This is a genomic window from Nonomuraea sp. CA-143628 (genome assembly GCF_050942315.1).
In the GTDB taxonomy this organism is placed as follows: Bacteria; Actinomycetota; Actinomycetes; order Streptosporangiales; family Streptosporangiaceae; genus Nonomuraea.
In genome coordinates this window covers 11,780,646-11,799,122 of sequence record NZ_CP192072.1, presented here as the reverse complement: position 1 = coordinate 11,799,122, position 18,477 = coordinate 11,780,646, and the positions used below count along the sequence as shown (strand labels likewise).

The following is an 18,477-nucleotide window of genomic DNA, read 5'->3' as shown; positions in this document are numbered from 1 at the left end:
GCGACGTCGCACTATAGACGCCTCTTCGACTTCTAGGAAATAGGGCAAGTCAGCAAATTTCTTGACACAGTGCTTGCTAGGCGAGAGCTGACAGTCCGGGTCAGAATTTTGTCATTTATGTGTGCCTTATGACCCGGAAGGAGCCCGAGGGTGCTGACCCTTCGCAGGACCCTGGTCGCGGCCGGAGCCGCCGTCGCGTTAGGACTGACGGCGCTGCCCGCGTTGGCCGCCGACATCCCGCCGGCAGACACCGTGGTGACCAGCCCGAACGTGACCCACGTGCTGAACATCCCCAAGCCGGCGCCGATCGCCGCCACCATCAACACCGACATCGCCTTCCAGGGTGACTACGCCTACGTGGGCAACTACGGCGGCTTCTCCATCTACGACATCCGGAACCCGAAGAAGGCCACGCCGGTCAGTTCGGTCGTGTGTCCTGGAAGCCAGATGGATGTCACCGTCTACGGCAATCTGCTCTTCACCGCCGTCGACTCCTCGCGCAGCGACGACTCCTGCAACAGCACGGCCCTGTCGGCGGATCACAAGGAGGCTTGGGAGGGCATCCGGATCTTCGACATCAGCGACAAGACCGCGCCCAAGTACATCAAGTCCGTCGAGACGAACTGCGGCTCGCACACGCTGACGCTGGTGCCGGGCAAGGGCTGGGACAAGAAGAAGAACGTCTACATCTACGTGCAGTCGTACAACCCGAACGCGACGTTCCCCGACTGCCAGCCGCCGCACGACAAGATCTCGATCGTCAAGGTACCGCTGAAGAACCCGACCGCGGCGGCCGTCGCGTCCACTCCGGTCGTCTTCCCCGACGGTGGCAACGAGACCCAGCCGGGGCTGCTCATCCCGACCAGCGGCTGCCACGACATCACCGTGTACGCGGAGAAGGACATCGCGGCGGGCGCCTGCATGGGTGACGGCGTGCTGTTCGACATCTCCGACCGGCTGAACCCGAAGGTCACGGCCAGGACCACCGACCCGAACTTCGCCTTCTGGCACTCGGCGACGTTCAGCAACGACGCCAGGAAGGTCGTCTTCACCGACGAGCTCGGCGGTGGCGGCGCGGCCACCTGCAACGAGGCGACCGGGCCGAACCGGGGCGCGGACGCGATCTATGACATCTCGCATGGCAAGCTCGTCTTCAAGAGCTACTTCAAGATCCCGCGCTACCAGGCCGACAGCGAGAACTGCGTGGCCCACAACGGCTCGCTGATCCCGGTCAAGGGCAAGGACATCATGGTCCAGGCGTGGTACATGGGCGGGGTCTCGATCTGGGACTTCACCAACTCGGCCGCGCCGAGGGAGATCGGCTACTTCGAGCGTGGCCCCCGCGCCGACAACAGCGGCGGTGGCGTGTGGTCGGCGTACTACTACAACGGCTACATCTACGCCGCCGACTTCAACGAAGGCCTGGACGTCATCAAGATCAATGACCGGCTCACCGACGGCGCCTCCAGGGTGCACGCCAACCAGCTGAACGTTCAGACCCAGCAGTCCTACCGCGAGTGGGGCTGGGGCTACGACGACTGATCCCGCCATCTGGCGCTGAATCCGGCCACGTGGCACTGATTCGGCGACCCGGTACGGCGGAGCCCACCCGGCTCCGCCGTACCGGAGCAGGTCCTGAGACCTCCGTTGTACCGGCGGACGTCTCAGGACCTCCGCTTTGCGGGCGGAGAGTCGCGGGACTTCCGCTTTGTGGGCGGAGGATCGCGGGACTTCCGCTTTGCCGGTGGAGGTCTTGGGACTTCCGCCAGGGGTGTCAGGACTTCCGGCAGAGGCTGATGGCGTCCGCGACGGCCGCCACGTCGGACCGGTCGTTGTAGTAGTGGAACGACATGCGCAGCAGGTCGCCGCGCGGCGCGGTCACGATGCGCCGCGCGGCCAGCCGGGCGGCCAGCCCCTGGGGGTCGTCGTCCGCTATCGCCACCTGCGGCCCGCGCGCGCCGGCCGGGCTCGCCACCCGCTCGCCCGCCGCCGCCAGCCGCTCGGCCAGCTCCTCGACCAGCGCCGACACATGATCCTGTACGGCCCGCGGGTCCACCCGCTCGATGAGATCGAACCCGGCGTTGGCCGCGTAGGCCGACGGCACGGGCGGTGTGCCGGTCTCGAAGCGCCGCGCGTCCCCGGGGAAGTCCAGTAGCCGGGTGTCGAACGCGAACGGGTTCACCCGGCCGAACCAGCCCGTGAGCTCCGGGTCGCGCTGATGCTCCAGGCCGTCGCGCACGTAGAGGAACGCGATGCCGGGCAGGCCGAGCAGGTACTTCAGTGAGCCTGAGGTCAGATAGTCGCAGCCGAGCGCGCGCACGTCGATCGGGGTGACCCCGGTGGCCTGGTAGGCATCCACGAACACCCGTGCCCCCTGCTCGTGCGCCAGCCGTACGACGTCCTCGGTGGGCAGGCGGGCGCCGTTGCGGTAGGTGATCAGCGGGACCGACACCAGGTTGACGCGTTCGTCCACCACCCGCGCGTACGCTCCGGCCTCGACGTACTCGCCCGTGTCCGCGGCCACCCGCACCTGGGCGCCGCGTCCGCCCTGGGCCAGCCAGACGTGCGCGATCGACGGGAACTCCAGGTCGTTGGTCACGATGCCGGGGCGGCTCGACCAGTCGAGTGACGAGGCGACCTGGAAGGCGGCCTCCGACGCGCACGAGAGCACCGCGATCTCGCCGGGGGAGGCCCCGATGAGCCGGGCGAACCGCTCGCGGGCCCACTCGACCTCGGCCATCCACACGTCCCAGGGAGCGCCCTTGTTCCGCAGCGAGTAGCCGATCTCCTGCAGCGAGTACGCCAGCCGGGCGGACAGGGCGCCCTGGCTGCAGGTCGCCAGATGCACGGTGTCGGCCAGCGACGGAAACTCCGCCCGGAATTGGGCGGCGTTCAACATATGTAACATTCCGGGCCGCCTATCAGCCGCTTTCCTTTGAATTCAATAAACCTTCAATCACGCTACATCGATAGGATCGCCGGATGATTGGCACCAGAATTCGTGAGCTCCGGTCCGAACGAAATCTCACCGTGGCGCAGCTCGCGACTGCGTCGGGGGTGCCGAGCGCGTTGCTCAGCCAGGTCGAGCGCAATCGGGACGACCCCAGTCTGGAGACCCTGCGAAAGATCGCCAAGGCGTTGGAGCTGCCGCTGTTCAGCCTGTTCCAGGAGTCGGATCCGGCCCTGGTGGCGGTGATCCGCGCCGACGCCCGGGTGGGGGTCGAGTCGCCGTCCGAGGGGATCACCTACACGCGCGTGTCGCCGGGTCGCGGACTGCTGGAGGTTCTGGAGGGGCACCTGCTGCCCGGTGGCTCGTCGGCCGGCGAGCCGTGGTCGCACCCGTCGGAGGAGTGCGTGCTGGTGCTGCGGGGGCGGCTCGTCGTCGAGGTCTCGGGCATCACCCATGAACTCGAGGCGGGCGACAGCTGCTATTTCGACTCCTCGCTGCCGCACCGCTACCTGAACACGGGCACCGAACCCACCGACTTCATCATTGCCGCGACGCCCCCTAGTTACTGATTTTTCCTGTCATAGTGATGCGGCTAGTGCCAACCCAACTCAGGAGGTCCTTCGTGGTGTCCAGATTCGGCCGCGCCTTGATCGTGGCGGGAGCGGCGTTGCTGGTGCTGCCGGTGCTACCGGCCCAGGCGTCGGACGACGTCAAGGCCAGCGCCAACGTCAAGCTCGTCGCCAACGTCCCGAAACAGGGGCCGTTCAAGGACTCCGAAGCCTACGACACCGACCTGGCCTTCCAGGGTGACTACGCCTACCAGGGCAACTACCACGGCTTCACGATCTACGACATCAAGAACCCGGCCAAGCCGGCGGTCGTCAGCCGCGTCAGCTGCCCCGCCGCCCAGAACGACGTCTCGGTCCAGGGCGACCTGCTCTTCCTGTCGGTGGACGAGTCGATGACCAATGACTCCTGCAAGGCCGAGGCCGAGACGCCCAGCGTGAAGTCGGCGTGGGAGGGCATCCGGATCTTCGACATCAGCGACAAGAAGCGGCCCAAGTACATCAAGTCCATCGAGACCGCCTGCGGGTCGCACACGCACACGCTCGTGCCCGACAAGACGCGGCCGGGCAAGAAGAGCCAGGCCGTCTACCTGTACGTCTCGTCGTACGGGCCCGCCAAGTCGTACCCCGACTGCAAGCCGCCGCACGACCGGATCTCGATCGTCAAGGTGCCGCTCGGCAAGCCCACCTCCGCCAAGGTCGTCGCGCGCCCGGTGCTCTTCCCCGACGGCGGCAACGAGAAGCAGGAGGACCTGCTCGCCCCCACCACCGGTTGTCACGACATCACCGTGTTCCCGGCCAAGGACCTGGCCGCGGGCGCCTGCATGGGCGACGGCGTGCTCATGGACATCTCCGACAGGGAGCGCCCCAAGGTCACGGCCAGGGTCACCGACGAGAACTTCGCGTTCTGGCACTCGGCGACGTTCAACAACACCGGCACCAAGGTCGTCTTCACCGACGAGCTGGGCGGGGGCGTCATGGCCGCCTGCAACGCGACGGTCGGTCCCCAGCGGGGCGCGGACGCGGTCTATGACATCACCGACGGCCAGCTCGGGTTCAAGAGCTACTACAAGATCCCGCGCAACCAGACCGGGGACGAGAACTGCGTGGCGCACAACGGCTCGCTGATCCCGGTCGCGGGCCGCGACATCATGGTCCAGGCGTGGTACCAGGGCGGCGTGTCGATCTGGGACTTCACCGACTCGTCGGCGCCCGCGGAGATCGGCTACTTCGACCGCGGCCCGGTCAAGCCCCAGAACCTCGGCGGCTCCTGGTCGGCCTACTACTACAACGGCCACATCTACAGCAGTGACATCCAGAAGGGCCTGGACGTGCTGACCATCACCGACCAGCGGACCGACCCGGCCGCCACGAAGCGGCTGAAGGTCCTCAACACCCAGACCCAGTACGCCTACTGACCCGCCCGGTTACTGGGGCGGCACGAACCCACCCGGAGTCGCCTGCGGCGGCGACTCCGGCGCACTCGGCGCCGGCGGTTGGTAAGGCTGAGCGGCCTGAGGCTGGTAGGGCTGGGCGGGCGGCGTCGTCGGCTGATAGGGCGCTTGATACCCCGGCTGAGGCGCCTGGTACGCCCCCGGCTGCGCAAAGGGCCCCGGTTGCGCGAAGGGCCCCGGTTGGGGGAAAGGTCCAGGTTGGGCGGGGGGCGCCATGCCGTTGCGCTGGGCCAGCCGTACCTGGTCGCGCCTGCGGCGCTCGGCCAGGACGGCGCTCAGGTACGCGTGCGGCGGCACCCCGGACGGCGCGGCGGGCGAGACGTACGCCGCCACCTGCGCCGCGATGCGCGTCCCCAGCTCATGCTGGATCTGCGGCGACAAGCCGTGCCAGCGGATGAGATATTGCCTGGCGGCCGTCGCCACCTCCGCGGGCAGCTGGGAGAGCTCCAGCCCCGCGGCCCAGGCGGCCAGCGGCGGCGGCATCATGATCAGCTGCCCGGCGGACCGCCCGCTTTCGGAGAGCGTGACCATGCCGGCGAGGGTCGTGAACCGCCCATCGCGCTCCGAGATCACGATCGTGCCCGCGAAGATGTCTCCCAGCCGCTTGCCCCGCTGGGAGACCAGCGAGGAGATCAACGCCGGCGCCCCGGAGAACATCCAGAACTCCACCAGCCCGGCCAGCCCGCGGAACAGCGCCTGCCTGAACCGTTCGGGGCTCCCGTCGTCGCTGACCACCCGCAGCCCGAGCACCAGCTTGCCCAGACTCCGCCCTCTGCTCAAGGTCTCGAAGATCACCGGGTAGCCCACGATCACCAGGACGACCAGCGCGATCGACACGGCCGCGAACAGCGCCGTGTCGGTGACCAGGAAGAACGCTTCCAACATCGTGTACGCGATGATCAGGACGCCGATCTGGATCCCCATGTCCAGGATGAGCGCCAAGGCGCGGGACGGCATCTGGGCCACCCGCACCTCGAGGACGACAGCGTCACCGGTCACAACCTCTGACATACATGGAGCCTAACGGCATTGGCCCTATGGATGACCGGCCACAATGGTCGGGTGGACATCGACGCGTTCGTCACCGCACATCGCCCGGCTTGGGACAGACTGGAGCACCTGATCAAACGCCGCTCCTCGCTGACCGGGCCGGAGGTCGACGAACTGGTCGACCTCTACCAGCGGGTGTCCACGCATCTGTCGATCGTCCGCTCGTCCTCCGCGGACGCGATGCTGACCGGCCGCCTGTCCGCGCTGGTGGCCAAGGCGCGCTCGGCGGTGACGGGCGCGCACACGCCCGCCTGGCGGGAGTTCGTCAGGTTCGTCACCGTGTCGTTCCCGGTGGTCGCCTATCGGGCCCGGTGGTGGTGGCTGGCCACGTCGCTGGCGTGCGTCGCCGTCGCGTGGGTGCTCGGCGCGTGGGTGGCGAGCAATCCGCAGGTGCAGACCGCGATCGCCTCGCCCGACCAGATCACCCAGCTCGTCGAGCACGACTTCGCCGACTACTACTCCGAGAACCCGGCCGCCTCCTTCGCCAGCCAGGTGTGGATCAACAACGCGTGGGTCTCGGCGCAGGTCATCATCTACTCGATCTTCCTGGGGCTGCCGATTCCCGTGGTGCTCTGGTCGAACTCCGCCAACCTCGGCGTCTCCGCCGGGCTGATGGCCTCCCGCGGCAAGCTGGACATCTTCTTCGGGCTGATCACCCCGCACGGCCTGCTGGAGCTGACCGCGGTCTTCCTGGCGGCGGCCGTCGGCATGCGGCTGGGCTGGACGGTCATCGACCCCGGGCCGCGCAAGCGGGTCGAAGCGCTGGCGGAGCAGGGCCGGGCGGTGGTCAGCGTGGCGCTCGGGCTGGTCGGGGTGCTGTTCGTGTCAGGGCTCATCGAGGCGTTCGTCACGCCGTCCGGGCTGCCGACCCCGGTGCGGGTGGGCATCGGGGTGCTCGCCGAAGGGGCCTTCCTCGCGTACGTGATCGTGTTCGGCAGGCGGGCGCTGCGCCAGAACGAGACCGGCGACCTTGAACGCGCCCCGGACGTGGCCCCCAGCGCCTGACCTCGGCCCCCAGGCCGCCTAAAAAGCCTAAAAGCCAAAAGCCGCCTACAGGCGGCCCGCGGCCTTCAGCGCCAGGTACGCGTCCGCCAGTGCCGGGGCGATGTCCTCCGGGGGCGCGTCCACCACCTCGACGCCGTGGCGGCGCAGCCGGGCGGTGATGCGCCGCCGCCCCAGCTGCGTGTGCTCGGCCGCCGCCGCGTCGTACACCTGCTCGGCCGTGTCCTTCTGGGCCGCCATCGCCGCCACGCGCGGATCGGAGACGCCCGCGACCAGCACCAGGTGTCGCGCGGACAGCTGCGGCAGCACCGGCATCAGACCCTCTTCGAGCGCGGCCGAGTTGAGGTCGGTGAGCAGCACGACCAGGCAGCGCCGCTTGGCCCGGGACAGGACCGCCGCGACCATGCCCTGCGAGTCGGCCTCGATCAGCTCCGCCTCGATCGGCGCCATCGCGTTGACCAGCGACGACAGCAGCTCGGTGCGCGAGGCGCCGGCCACCCAGGCGCGTACGGCCCGGTCGTAGGCGAGGAAGTCCACCTGGTCGCCCGCCTTGGCGGCCAGCGCGGCGAGCAGCAGGGCGGCGTCCATCGACCAGTCGAGCCGGGGCCAGCCCGGCACCGGCCGGGGATCCGGCCGGACCAGCAGCCCGCCGGCGCCCGCCTCGGCGCCGGCCATCGGCGTCGGGGCGTCGCCCACCCGGCCGGCGGAGGTGCGGCCGGTGTCGAGCACGATCAGCACCCGCCGGTCGCGTTCCGGGCGCCAGGTGCGGACGACCACGTCGTGGCGGCGCGCGGTGGCCCGCCAGTCGATCGAACGTACATCGTCGCCCACCACGTACTCGCGCAGCGAGTCGAACTCGGTGCCCTGCCCGCGCACCAGGGCCGGATGCTGGCCGTCGAGCTCGCGGAGCCTGGCCAGCCGGGAGGGCAGGTGCTTGCGTGACAGGAACGGCGGCAGCACGCGCACCGACCACGGCGCCCGGTGGGTGCCCTGACGGGCGGCCAGGCCGAGCGGCCCGAGCGAGCGCACGGTGAGCGCCACGGACTCGCGGTCGCCGCGCCTGGTCGGGGTGAGCGTCACGACGAGCTTGCGGCGCTCTCCGGCGGGCACGTCGAGCCGCTGGGAGCGCGGTGAGGCGCCTGCGGAGGGCGGCCAGGCGTCGCGCAGCAGACCGCGTACGCGCCTGCCGCCCGGGTTCTCCACCACCAGCTCGACCGTCGCCTGGCCGCCGAGCCGGACCAGCCGGTCGCCCGAGCGGTGGAAGCGCAGCGGGCGGACCGCGCCCGCGAACACCAGGTCCACGATGATCGCGGCGGCCAGCAGCAGGCAGACGCCCGCGACCGCGGGTCCCGGATCGGGCGCCAGCAGCACGACCACGATGCCGATCGCCGCCACCAGTCCGGCGCGTCCCGTCAGAGCCATCAGCGCGGGACCGGGACCGAGGCCAGGATGCCGTCGAGCAGGCCGTCGGAGGTCGCGCCCTCCAGCTCGGCCTCGGGCCGCAGCTGGATCCGGTGCCGCAGCGCGGGCCTGGCCAGCGCCTTGACGTCGTCGGGCGTGACGTAGGCACGGCCCGACAGCCACGCCCAGGCCCGCGAGGCGGCCAGGAGCGCGGTCGCGCCACGCGGCGAGACGCCGAGCTGGAGCGACGGAGAGTTCCGGGTGGCCCGGGACACGTCCACGATGTAGCCGAGCACCTCGGGCGCCACGTGCACCTTCGAGACCGCCTCGCGGCCCGCTTCGAGGTCCTGGGCGGTGGCGACGGGCTTGATCTCGGACAGGTCGCGCGGGTCGAAGCCGCGCGCGTGCCGTTCGAGGACCATGATCTCCTGGTCGCGCGGTGGCAGCGGCACGGTCAGCTTGAGCTGGAACCGGTCGAGCTGCGCCTCCGGCAGCTGGTAGGTGCCCTCGTACTCGATCGGGTTCTGGGTCGCGCACACCACGAACGGGTCGGGCAGCTTGCGCGCGTCGCCCTCCACGCTGACCTGCCGCTCCTCCATCGCCTCCAGCAGCGCGGCCTGGGTCTTCGGCGGGGTGCGGTTGATCTCGTCGGCCAGCAGCAGGTTGGTGAACACCGGCCCCTCGCGGAACTCGAACCGCGCCGTCTTCGCGTCGTAGATCGACGAGCCGGTCACGTCGCCCGGCATCAGGTCGGGCGTGAACTGCACCCGCTTGAAGTCCAGCGAGAGCGCGGCGGACAGCGTGCGGACCATGAGCGTCTTGGCCACGCCCGGCACGCCTTCGAGCAGCACGTGCCCCCTGCACAGCAACGCGATGACCAGCCCGGTCACCACGGCGTCCTGGCCCACCACGGCCTTGGACACCTCGGCGCGCAGCGCGCTGAGCGCGTCCCTGGCCGCGTCACCGCCGGGCGCGTGGGCGGTCTCCTCAATGTTCACTGACGGTCCTCTCGATGACGTCCAAGTAGCGTGCCAGGCCGACGAGCCCGGCGTCGTCGGCGGGGGGCGGGCCGTACAACGCGGCGCCGATCTCCTGCGGGTCCTGGCCGGTCCGTACGGCGATGGCGGCCACCAGCTCATGCCGGCCCGAGCCGGAGCCGAGGCCGAGCCGGGGCGTGAGCCGGTCGATCGTGCCGGCCCTGAGCGAGTCGGCCGCCCTGCCCCTGGCCCGCCTGGCCCGGTAGAGCCGCCCGCGCCCCTCGACCGTCTCCGCGGCCCGCACGACGACGGGCAGCCGCTCGGTCATGACCGGCCCCAGCCGCCGGCCCCGCCAGAACGCCACCAGCGCCACCGTGATGACCGACATCAGCACGGCCCAGGGGATGCCCGCGGGCATCAGTTCGTAGATGGACTGACCGGCCTCGCCCGGCAGCTCGCCCACCGGCGGCGTCTCCGGCGCCACCAGCCAGGTCACGGCCTTGGCCGAGCCCAGCAGGTTGAGGGCGAGCGCGGCGTTGCCGTCCTCGGCCAGGCGCTGGTTGGTCATGAACTCGCCGCTGCCCAGGACCGTCGTGGTGCCGCCCGCGTTGGGGTAGCTGACCAGCGTCGATCCGTCGCCCGCCGGGTAGCAGCCGATGGCGCCCGACGGTCCGGTGAACGCGCTGCCACCGATGAACGCGCTGCCCGCGGCCTTGGCGGCGGGCAATGAGCACTCCGGCTCGCGGGAGCGCTCGCGGGCGCTGCCCCGCTCCGGCCGTACGCCGGGGGCCAGCTCGTCGAGGTCGAAGACGCTGCCGACGATCACCCGGTCGCCCTGGATCGCGGCCAGCTCGCGGGTGTTGGCGTAAGTCGCGTCGGTGATCAGCAGCAGCCGGTCGCCCGGCGCGGCACCGTTCGCCTTCGCGGCGGCCGCCCCCGACGAGTCGACCCGGTCGACGGTGACACCGCGGTCGCGCAGTAGCTCGGCCAGCGCCATCGAGCCCGACAGCGAGGAGTCGGCGGGATCCAGGTGGCGGGCCGGGCGGGAGTCCGGCCTGAGCAGCACGCTGAGGACCGCGGCGAGCACGATGAGCGCGCCGAGCAGGACGATCATCCGGCTCGCCCGCCAGGTCGAGCGTACGGTGGGGGAGGTGGAGTAGGACTCGCCGGTCTCCTGGGGGCGCATGTCGAGGCTCATGAGGTCCTCCCGGTCAGCGGGACCGGCCTGGCGCTCATGAGGTCCTCCCGGTCAGCGGGACCGGCCTGGCCTGGCGGAGCCGCTCGTCGAGCTCGCTCATGGCGGTGTAGGCCGCCCGGGTGCCCGGCACGTCGCCGTAGGTCACGTCGTCGAACGAGCGGGCGGCGGTCGTCAGTTCCGCGGCGAAGGCGGGCAGCGCCTGGCCGGCCTCGGCGGCCAGTTCGTCGGCCGTGCGTCCGGGCAGCCCGTCGACCAGGGCCCGCTCCTCCAGGTCGCGGGCGATGGCGCGCAGCCGTTCCTGGATCGCCTCGGCCCAGCGGCCCTGGGTGGCCAGGCGTTCGGCCGCCTGGCGGTGCTCGGCGGCGGTCATCCTCCGCTCGCCGAACAGGCCGTCCGCGGCCGTCGTGTTCGCGCGCGAGGTCTTGCGGAGTTGCCATACGAGCAGCGCGATCATCCCGACGATGATCAGTACGATCACGACGGCGGAGATGATGCCGCCGGTCGTGCCGCTGCCCGTCGCCGCGTCCATGAGATCGCCGATGAACTGGGTGAAGCGCCGGTACGCCAGGTCCAGCAGTGATTCCTTCTCGTATCCGGGCTTGAGGAGCTCATCCGCGGCCCTGCGCGCGGCCTCCCCCCTGTCGATCGGCGTCACGGCCTGGCGGAGTTGGACGGGTGCCAGAGCTCGTCGGCCGAGGCGTGCACCCAGCCCTGGCGCTGCTGCTCGATCGCCGCCGTCTGCAGCACCAGGTCGAACGCCTCGCTGCGCATCCGCCGGTCGGCGTAGAGCAGGCCCGAGACGCCCGCCTCGAACGGATAGGTGATCATCGCGCCGAGAGTGCCGCCGATGGTGATCAGCACCGTGGACAGCACCGTGGCGCCCGCCGACTTGCCGAGCAGGCCGAACAGGGTGCCGGCGACGGTGAAGGGCACCTCCAGGATGCCCGCGACGAGCCCGACCAGCAGCGAGGTGAGCAGCAGGATGCCGAGCACCCGCCAGAAGTCGCCGGTCACGAGGTTCCAGGAGCGCCGCAGGGCGTCGATGGGGCCCCTTCCCTCCAGCACCACGGCCGGCGCCGCGAGCGCGAAGCGGGTCCGGAAGTACAGCACATAGGCGATGTACAGGATGAGCAGCAGCCCGGTGATCACGAGCACGCCGCCGGCCGCGGCGGGCGAGTCGTCGCCCGTGCCGGTCGCGATGACCGCGACGATGATCAACGCGATGACGACCAGCGGGACCAGCATGATGACGGCCATCAGCCCCACCACGCCGAACAGCGCCGGGACGCGGCCCTTGGTCAGCTGCCACGCCTCTCCGGCGGAGATCTTGCCGCCGAACACGGCGCGGCCGAGTATCCGCATCAGCACGCCGGTCAGCAGTGTCACCACGACGAAGCTGACCGCGTAGGAGACGAGCGCGCCGCCGTACTGGGCGATGAACCCGCCGTACAGGCCGGATACGTCCGCCGGATTCTCCGAGGCCGGATCGTTCAGCACGCCGCGCATGGTGTCGAAGGCGAACACCTGCCCGATCGCGATCGGGACGGCCCCGAGCAGGGCGGCGACCGCCGAGAGGCCCAGCACGGCCTTGGGGTTGGACCGGATGAGTTTGATCGTTCCGTCGAGGATGTCGCCCAGCCCCAGCGGCCGTAGCGGTATGATCCCCGGGCGCAGTGCGGGCGGATGCGGCATGTAGCCGTAGCCGGGCGGCGGCTGCTGATAGGGCGGTTGCGGACCAGAGCCGGGTGGCGGCTGCTGCGGCTGTTGGTGCTCGAAGCCGGGGGCGGTCCACGGCGAGGTCTGCGGGGCGCCGTAGGGAGGGGGCTGTTCTGGAGCCCAGCCTGGTGGCGTCTCGGGCGAGGGACCGTGACCGTCTGACATATCCCAATCCTGGCATGGTGGGCGGGGCATTGGTGTCGTGCGTACGATTCGATGGCGCGACTTGCCCGCATTCCAGGGCGTTCCGGCTCAAGGATCTCATCGAAGGATGGCCGAAAGTCGTTCCGTTACCGCAGACTGAGATTGCGGTCGCGGATGCAAGTCTAAAACTCGTCTTTTGCGGGTCTCATGTCCCACGCATGGGCCAACTAAGGGTAACCTTCAGCGATCGTGCGGGTATGTCCCAGAATGCGTAGAACGAATGAGGGGCCATGAAAGGTCGCGTGCTGGTCGTCGATGACGACGCCGCTCTCGCCGAGATGCTGGGCATCGTGTTGCGCGGCGAAGGTTTCGAGCCATCCTTTGTCTCAGACGGGGACAAAGCCCTCGACGCTTTCCGGGACACGCGCCCGGACCTGGTGTTGCTCGACCTGATGCTGCCGGGGGCCGACGGCATCGACGTGGCGCGCAGGATCAGGGCGGAGTCGGGGGTGCCCATCGTCATGCTCACCGCCAAGAGCGACACGATCGACGTCGTGCTCGGTCTGGAGTCGGGAGCCGACGACTACATCGTCAAGCCGTTCAAGCCGAAGGAGCTCGTGGCCAGGGTGCGGGCGCGGCTGCGCCGTACCGACGAGCCCACTCCGGAGATCCTGCAGATCGGCGACATCACCATCGACGTGGCCGGCCACTCGGTCAAGCGGGGCGAGGAGACCATCAACCTGACGCCGCTCGAGTTCGACCTGCTCGTCGCCCTGGCCCGCAAGCCGCGCCAGGTCTTCACCCGTGAAGTCCTGCTGGAGCAGGTCTGGGGCTACCGGCACGCGGCCGACACGCGCCTGGTCAACGTGCACGTTCAGCGGCTCCGGGCGAAGATCGAGAAGGACCCCGAGCACCCCGAGATCGTGGTCACGGTCCGTGGTGTGGGCTACAAAGCCGGGCCGGCCTGATCGGCGCCCAACCCTGCCATGCCCCCGACCAGCCAGAAACGACTCCGTCGCCGTACTCTCCGCCAGATTCTCGGCGGGGTCCGGCGGCGGACCCGGCGTGCGGCGGGCAGGGCACGGAGCGTATGGCGGCGCTCGCTCCAGCTCCAGGTGGTCACCAGCACGCTGGTGATCTCCGTGACCGTGGTGGTCGTGCTCGGCGTCTTCCTGTCCGACCAGATCAACCGGTCGGTCATCGAGAGTCGCCAGCAGTCGTCGGCCACTGAGGCGTTCGCCGACCGCGTGCAGATCGCCGACGCGCTCAGCCAGAAGCCCGACGACCAGGCCAAGTCGACCTCCGACACCAGCGGCAACGCGCCCGCCGACCCGCTCGACGAGGTGATGGACACCATCACCGGCTCCGGCGAGAACGGCTCCAAGAAGCGCTACGAGGTGCTGGTGCTCAACACCTCCAACCCCGGCAGATCGCGCGCCTCGGGCAACGTCACGCCGGAGGACGTGCCGCTGGCGCTGGAGCAGGCCCTGCGGCGCGACGAGCGCAAGTTCATCTTCGACAAGCCGTACCGCTTCACCGCGCCCATCACGTTCACCGGTGCCAGCCAGCCCACGCCCACGCTGGTCATCGCCGGCGTGGTCAGCCTCCTCAACGGCGAGAACTACGAGGTCTACCACTTCTTCCCGATCAGCGAGGAAGAGCGGATGCTGTCCAACGTCCGGCTCGCCATCGCCGTGGTGGGCCTGGGCCTCGTGGTGCTGCTGGCCGCCATCGCCTACCTGGTCGCCCGTCAGGTGGTCAGCCCGGTCCGGCTGGCCCGCGAGGCGGCCGAGCGCCTGGCGGCGGGCAAGCTCGACGAGCGGCTCAAGGTACGCGGTGAGGACGACCTGGCCCGCCTGGCCACCTCGTTCAACGAGATGGCCGTCAACCTGGCGCTGAAGATCCACCAGCTGGAGGAGCTGTCCCAGGTCCAGCGGCAGTTCGTGTCCGACGTCTCCCACGAGCTGCGTACCCCGCTGACCACCGTGCGGATGGCCGCCGACCTGCTCTACGACGCCCGCGAGGACTTCGACCCGATGGCCGCCCGCTCGGCCGAGCTCATGCAGGCCCAGCTGGAGCGGTTCGAGTCGATGCTGGCCGACCTGCTGGAGATCAGCCGCTACGACGCCGGCGCCGCCACGCTCGACCTCGACCCGGTCGACGTACGTGACGTGGTGCTGCGCGCGATCGGCGACTCCGAGGCGCTGGCCGAGCGCCACTCCACCCGCTTCGAGCTGCGGCTGCCCAACGAGCCGTGCATGGCGGAGATCGACAACCGGCGGGTCGAGCGCATCCTGCGCAACCTGCTGTTCAACGCCATCGAGCACGGCGAGGGCAGGGACGTCGTGGTGACGGTGGGCGCCGACCGGGACGCGGTGGCGGTCGCCGTACGAGACCACGGGATCGGCCTGAAGGCGGGCGAGGACACCATGGTGTTCGACCGGTTCTGGCGCGCCGACCCGTCACGGGCGCGGACCATCGGCGGCACCGGGCTGGGCCTGGCCATCTCGCGCGAGGACGCCTCCCTGCACGGCGGCTGGCTGCAGGCGTGGGGGCAGCAAGGGGAGGGCTCGCAGTTCCGGCTGACGCTGCCCCGTGTGGCCGGGACCGATCTGAAGGGGTCGCCCCTGTCGCTGGTGCCACCGGAGATCGAGATGCGGCGTACGTGGCGCGGGCAGATGACGCCGGTGCTGCTGCCCGCGTCGGCGGACGGGACCGGTTATGACGAGGACTAGTCCTTTCAGGCGGCTCGGCGCTGTCGTCGCCGTCGTCGCGGCTCTCGTCTGGAGCTCGGGCTGCGCGGTGATCCCCGTCGGAGGTCCGTTCCCGGTCGGCGAGGCCGATGGCGGCGACCCGATGAACAAGCCGTTCCAGCGCATGGTGGCCATCCCGCCGCAGGCCGGCTGGTCGCCGGAGCAGGTGGTGACGGGCCTGCAGGCCGCCATGGCCGCTTACGCCGACGATCCGGAGATCCTGGCGAAGTACCTGACTCCTGAGGCGCGCCAGGCGTGGAAGCCCGGCGGCCCGGTGACGGTGCTCGACAACCTGGTGAAGTACGACGTGGATGGGAAGATCGGTGACAAGGAGATCACAGTCTCCCTCTCCGGCACCCAGGTCGCTCGCATCGAGAACGACGACACCTACGTGCCCACCTCCGGGGGGGTCGACAAGCCGTTCACGCTGGTCAAGGACCAGCAGGGCGACTATCGGGTCAAGTCGCTGGTCGGCGGCCTCCTGCTCACCGAGGCGGACGTCACCCGCGCGTACCGGCCGACGAACCTCTACTACCTGAACGGCACGCCCGGCAGCGGCGGCGCCAACTCGGACATGCTCGTCGTCGACCGGGTGCGGCTGCGGCTCAAGCCCACCGAGAGCTTCGCCAAGACGATCATCGAACGGCTGCTCAAGGGCCCGAGCAAGGCGCTGCAGGGCGCCGTGGAGAACGTCTTCCCGCACGGCACGCGGGTCGAGTCGGTACGGGCCGGAGACGACCGCGTGGTGATCAACCTCAGCGGTCCCATCGACCCGGGCGCCATCTTCACCAGGGGACTCCAGGCCCAGCTCAGATGGAGCCTGACCAGCAACAACGTGGCCAACGGCCGGTACATCGAGGTGCAACTGGACGGCGAGCCGTTCTACTCCTCGGAGGCGATGACCATCCCGCCCAACATCAGCGACCCCTGGCTGGGCACCTCCTCGAACGCCGCCTACTACACCAGCAAGGGCGCCGTCTACGCGATGGCCACCGAGGGCCCCGGCCGGCCCGTGGCCGGACCCGCCGGTCAGGCGAACAACCAGTACTCGGCCTTCGCCGTGGCGGTCGGCGGCTTCTCCGTCGGCCAGGGCGCCGACCTCATCGCCGCCAAGTCCAGCGCGGGCGGCATCTGGGTGACCACTGCCGCGGCGGACGGCCGCTGGCAGCAGTGGATCCAGGGGGCGAGCGCGGATCTCACGCCGCCTTCCTGGCATCGGGACGGCACCCTATGGACGTACGACCGCCGGAACGGCGCCGTGTTGCGGTGCAATCCGGGCGCCGGGCGCGGGCCTGAACGCATTGCCGCGCCCAGCCTCGACGGGTTCGACGTCACGCGGCTGCGGATCGCCAGGGACGGTGTGCGGGTGGCGGTGACGATCGGTAAGCACGAGATCCGGGTCGGCGCCATCACGGGAAGCGGCGCCGCCGTCATGCTCGGAAATTTCCAGACATTGAGCACGGTCGACGACGAGGAGATCCAGGACCTGGCCTGGCGCGACGGCGAGCACCTGGTGGTGCTGTCGCGGAGCCCGGCCGGAGCGGTCGTCAAGGAGATCAACGTGGGCGACGGCACGGTCACCAAGCTGCCGTCGGACACGCGGCTTCGGACGCTGGCCGCGCAGGGTGAGCGGATCCTGGCGGGGACCAAGAAGAAGAACGAGATCCTGGAGTCCAACCTGGACAAGCAGAACTGGACCTCCAAGATCGCCGCAGACGCCGACACCCCGCTGTTCCCCCTGGGCTGACCGGACGCTTCCCCTTGGGCTGAACGGACGCCTCCTCCTGGACCGGCTGGGCGCTTCCGTGCGTCGGCTGGACGCTCCCCTAGAGTCGGCCGGGCCGCGACTGGCCGCCGTGTGGGGGCTGACCGGACGGTGACCCGCCACTTGTGTGGGGGTCATTCCTGGGCCGAAACTGTCGGGGTCGGCGGGCATGCTGGTCCTCGTGTTCGCCGCTCTCGCCGACCTCGCTGACCTGGCCCTTCCCCAGCGCTGCCTGGGTTGCGGCACCAAGGGGCCGCGCCTGTGCGAGACCTGTCTGGACCCCGTCCCGGCCCGCCGCATGCCGAGACCCGCCCCCGACGGCCTCCCCGCGTGCTGGTCGGCCGCCGACTACACGGGGGCCGTGCGCGAGGCGATCGTCGCCTACAAGGAGCGCGGCCAGACCACGCTGGCCCATCCTCTGGCGACGGCCCTGGCCTTCACCGCCTGCCACGCCCTGGCATCGACCGCCGACCACGCTCTGGCCTACCGATCCGCCACGCCCGTGGCCTTGACCGGGCCCGCCACGCCCGTGGCCTTGGCCAGGACCGCCACGCCGGTGGCCTTGGCCGTGGTCCCTGTGCCCAGCTCCTCCCGAGCTCTCCGGTCGAGGGGCCATGACCCGGTCGGCAGGCTGGCCGCGCTGGCCGTGCGGCAGCTGGCGGCCTTCGGTCACCGGGCGGAGCTGTGGCCCGCGCTCGGACAGGCGCGTCAGGTTGGCGACCAGGCGGGCCTGAGCGCCACGCAGCGGGCCGCCAACCTCGCCGCCTCACTTCGGGTCACCCCCGCCGCGAAGGCCCGCCCAGCGGCCTCTGTGCTGCTCGTGGACGACATTGTGACCACGGGCTCCACACTGGCCGAAGCCGCCAGGACACTCCGGGTGGACGGCGTCGACGTCCTGCTGGCCGTGACCGTGGCCGCGACACGCCGAAGATCTTGCAATCCATTACGGTCACACTGAGTAAAGGGAGATCATTTTCCTGCTCTCACCTGGCCGCCACATGTGCCTACCCACTGGGCAGCGGTGGGGCAGCTCAGACCTCCGTAAGAGAGGGGATATGTGGTCCGGCGTACGTAAAAAGGGGCATCCGTCACGTGAGTCACATCGGAGGAAAATCACAGAAAGTGATCGTTTGACCGATCCCTAGGCTGACATTCGCCTCCGATGCGGATAGCGTTCTGACATGGCACCCGTTCGGGTCCGTGGTTGCGCAGGGCCGGGAGTCCCGGCTCTGCTAGCCGATGCCAGCCGCAGGCAAAACGGTCCACGTAAGGCGACTCTTTGTCGACCGATCACGGTGCGGCTTAGGGGTAAGTCCTGCCTTCCCGGGGGTCCAGATGTCCCCCGTCAGGAGAGAAGGGCAGTAGTGGCATCAGAGCCGCGAAATCCTCAGCAGGCGGATGTGGGGTCGAAGACCAGGTCGGCCGGACGGGTGCCACCCGAGAACCCGGTGACGGAACGTCGGAAGAGGGTAACGGTGACAGCAGAGAGGCAGACGGAAGA

Annotated in this window: 15 protein-coding genes; 8 read left to right on the top strand and 7 right to left on the bottom strand. The window is 70.0% G+C overall.

From position 1 onward, the window contains the following. The first annotated feature begins 150 nt into the window (after positions 1-150). A complete protein-coding gene (locus tag ACQP2T_RS53190; protein WP_433512418.1) occupies positions 151-1,542 on the top strand; it encodes an LVIVD repeat-containing protein in 1,392 nt (463 codons plus the stop codon). Between the two features lie 232 nt (positions 1,543-1,774). On the opposite strand, the gene ACQP2T_RS53185 is transcribed toward ACQP2T_RS53190, so the two are convergent. After that, a complete protein-coding gene (locus ACQP2T_RS53185) occupies positions 1,775-2,899 on the bottom strand; it encodes an aminotransferase class V-fold PLP-dependent enzyme (RefSeq protein ID WP_433512417.1) in 1,125 nt (374 codons plus the stop codon). A gap of 83 nt (positions 2,900-2,982) precedes the next feature. Here ACQP2T_RS53185 and ACQP2T_RS53180 point away from each other — a divergent pair, with 83 nt between their 5' ends. Continuing rightward, positions 2,983-3,519, top strand: coding sequence for a helix-turn-helix domain-containing protein (locus ACQP2T_RS53180; RefSeq protein WP_433512416.1), 537 nt, complete (start codon positions 2,983-2,985; stop codon positions 3,517-3,519). 53 nt (positions 3,520-3,572) lie between these two features. After that, positions 3,573-4,934, top strand: a complete 1,362-nt coding sequence (locus ACQP2T_RS53175; protein WP_433512415.1) for an LVIVD repeat-containing protein — start codon at positions 3,573-3,575, stop codon at positions 4,932-4,934. Positions 4,935-4,943: 9 nt separating this feature from the next. On the opposite strand, the gene ACQP2T_RS53170 is transcribed toward ACQP2T_RS53175, so the two are convergent. Further along, entirely contained in the window at positions 4,944-5,981 is a 1,038-nt protein-coding gene (locus ACQP2T_RS53170; protein WP_433512414.1) for an RDD family protein, read from the bottom strand. Positions 5,982-6,032: 51 nt separating this feature from the next. Here ACQP2T_RS53170 and ACQP2T_RS53165 point away from each other — a divergent pair, with 51 nt between their 5' ends. Next, on the top strand, positions 6,033-7,025 hold the full coding sequence (locus tag ACQP2T_RS53165; RefSeq protein WP_433512413.1) for a stage II sporulation protein M: 993 nt from the start codon (positions 6,033-6,035) through the stop codon (positions 7,023-7,025). A 45-nt stretch (positions 7,026-7,070) separates the two neighbouring features. Here ACQP2T_RS53165 and ACQP2T_RS53160 read toward each other — a convergent pair whose 3' ends face one another. The 5 genes from ACQP2T_RS53160 to ACQP2T_RS53140 are packed head-to-tail and all read right to left on the bottom strand — an operon-like array spanning position 7,071 to position 12,479. Next, a complete protein-coding gene (locus ACQP2T_RS53160) occupies positions 7,071-8,444 on the bottom strand; it encodes a DUF58 domain-containing protein (protein ID WP_433512412.1) in 1,374 nt (457 codons plus the stop codon). After that, positions 8,444-9,421, bottom strand: coding sequence for an AAA family ATPase (locus ACQP2T_RS53155; RefSeq protein ID WP_433512411.1), 978 nt, complete (start codon positions 9,419-9,421; stop codon positions 8,444-8,446). Before ACQP2T_RS53155 ends, ACQP2T_RS53160 begins: the two co-directional genes overlap by 1 nt. Next, positions 9,411-10,598, bottom strand: a complete 1,188-nt coding sequence (locus ACQP2T_RS53150; RefSeq protein WP_433512410.1) for a DUF4350 domain-containing protein — start codon at positions 10,596-10,598, stop codon at positions 9,411-9,413. The genes ACQP2T_RS53155 and ACQP2T_RS53150 overlap by 11 nt, the downstream gene beginning before the upstream one ends. Before the next feature lie 34 nt (positions 10,599-10,632). Continuing rightward, positions 10,633-11,253 carry a DUF4129 domain-containing protein gene (locus ACQP2T_RS53145; protein WP_433512409.1) on the bottom strand — a complete coding sequence of 207 codons (621 nt, stop codon included), beginning with the start codon at positions 11,251-11,253 and terminating at the stop codon, positions 10,633-10,635. Continuing rightward, positions 11,250-12,479 carry a glycerophosphoryl diester phosphodiesterase membrane domain-containing protein gene (locus tag ACQP2T_RS53140; protein WP_433512408.1) on the bottom strand — a complete coding sequence of 410 codons (1,230 nt, stop codon included), beginning with the start codon at positions 12,477-12,479 and terminating at the stop codon, positions 11,250-11,252. Before ACQP2T_RS53140 ends, ACQP2T_RS53145 begins: the two co-directional genes overlap by 4 nt. A 269-nt stretch (positions 12,480-12,748) precedes the next feature. On the opposite strand from ACQP2T_RS53140, the gene mtrA reads away from it, so the two are divergent. The 4 genes from mtrA to ACQP2T_RS53120 all read left to right on the top strand — a co-directional run bounded on the left by mtrA (position 12,749) and on the right by ACQP2T_RS53120 (position 17,934). Then, positions 12,749-13,426 (top strand): MtrAB system response regulator MtrA, encoded by a 678-nt coding sequence (mtrA, locus tag ACQP2T_RS53135; protein WP_043620615.1) that lies wholly within the window; start codon positions 12,749-12,751, stop codon positions 13,424-13,426. Positions 13,427-13,444: 18 nt separating this feature from the next. Next, positions 13,445-15,193, top strand: coding sequence for an MtrAB system histidine kinase MtrB (gene mtrB / locus ACQP2T_RS53130; protein ID WP_433512407.1), 1,749 nt, complete (start codon positions 13,445-13,447; stop codon positions 15,191-15,193). Then, complete coding sequence (locus tag ACQP2T_RS53125) at positions 15,180-16,958, top strand: LpqB family beta-propeller domain-containing protein (protein WP_433512406.1); 1,779 nt, start codon at positions 15,180-15,182, stop codon at positions 16,956-16,958. Before mtrB ends, ACQP2T_RS53125 begins: the two co-directional genes overlap by 14 nt. A 187-nt stretch (positions 16,959-17,145) precedes the next feature. Further along, positions 17,146-17,934: a ComF family protein gene (locus tag ACQP2T_RS53120; protein ID WP_433512405.1), complete on the top strand. Its 789-nt coding sequence runs from the start codon at positions 17,146-17,148 to the stop codon at positions 17,932-17,934. Positions 17,935-18,477 lie beyond the last annotated feature (543 nt).

Excerpts from the sequence above, each read along its gene's own strand:
- ACQP2T_RS53120 (WP_433512405.1), top strand. The coding sequence starts at position 17,146 with ATGCTGGTCCTCGTGTTCGCCGCTCTCGCCGACCTCGCTGACCTGGCC.
- mtrA (WP_043620615.1), top strand. The coding sequence starts at position 12,749 with ATGAAAGGTCGCGTGCTGGTCGTCGATGACGACGCCGCTCTCGCCGAG.
- ACQP2T_RS53160 (WP_433512412.1), bottom strand. The coding sequence starts at position 8,444 with ATGGCTCTGACGGGACGCGCCGGACTGGTGGCGGCGATCGGCATCGTG.
- ACQP2T_RS53185 (WP_433512417.1), bottom strand. The coding sequence starts at position 2,899 with ATGTTGAACGCCGCCCAATTCCGGGCGGAGTTTCCGTCGCTGGCCGAC.
- ACQP2T_RS53140 (WP_433512408.1), bottom strand. The coding sequence starts at position 12,479 with ATGTCAGACGGTCACGGTCCCTCGCCCGAGACGCCACCAGGCTGGGCT.
- mtrB (WP_433512407.1), top strand. The coding sequence starts at position 13,445 with ATGCCCCCGACCAGCCAGAAACGACTCCGTCGCCGTACTCTCCGCCAG.
- ACQP2T_RS53170 (WP_433512414.1), bottom strand. The coding sequence starts at position 5,981 with ATGTCAGAGGTTGTGACCGGTGACGCTGTCGTCCTCGAGGTGCGGGTG.
- ACQP2T_RS53150 (WP_433512410.1), bottom strand. The coding sequence starts at position 10,598 with ATGAGCCTCGACATGCGCCCCCAGGAGACCGGCGAGTCCTACTCCACC.
- ACQP2T_RS53180 (WP_433512416.1), top strand. The coding sequence starts at position 2,983 with ATGATTGGCACCAGAATTCGTGAGCTCCGGTCCGAACGAAATCTCACC.
- ACQP2T_RS53125 (WP_433512406.1), top strand. The coding sequence starts at position 15,180 with ATGACGAGGACTAGTCCTTTCAGGCGGCTCGGCGCTGTCGTCGCCGTC.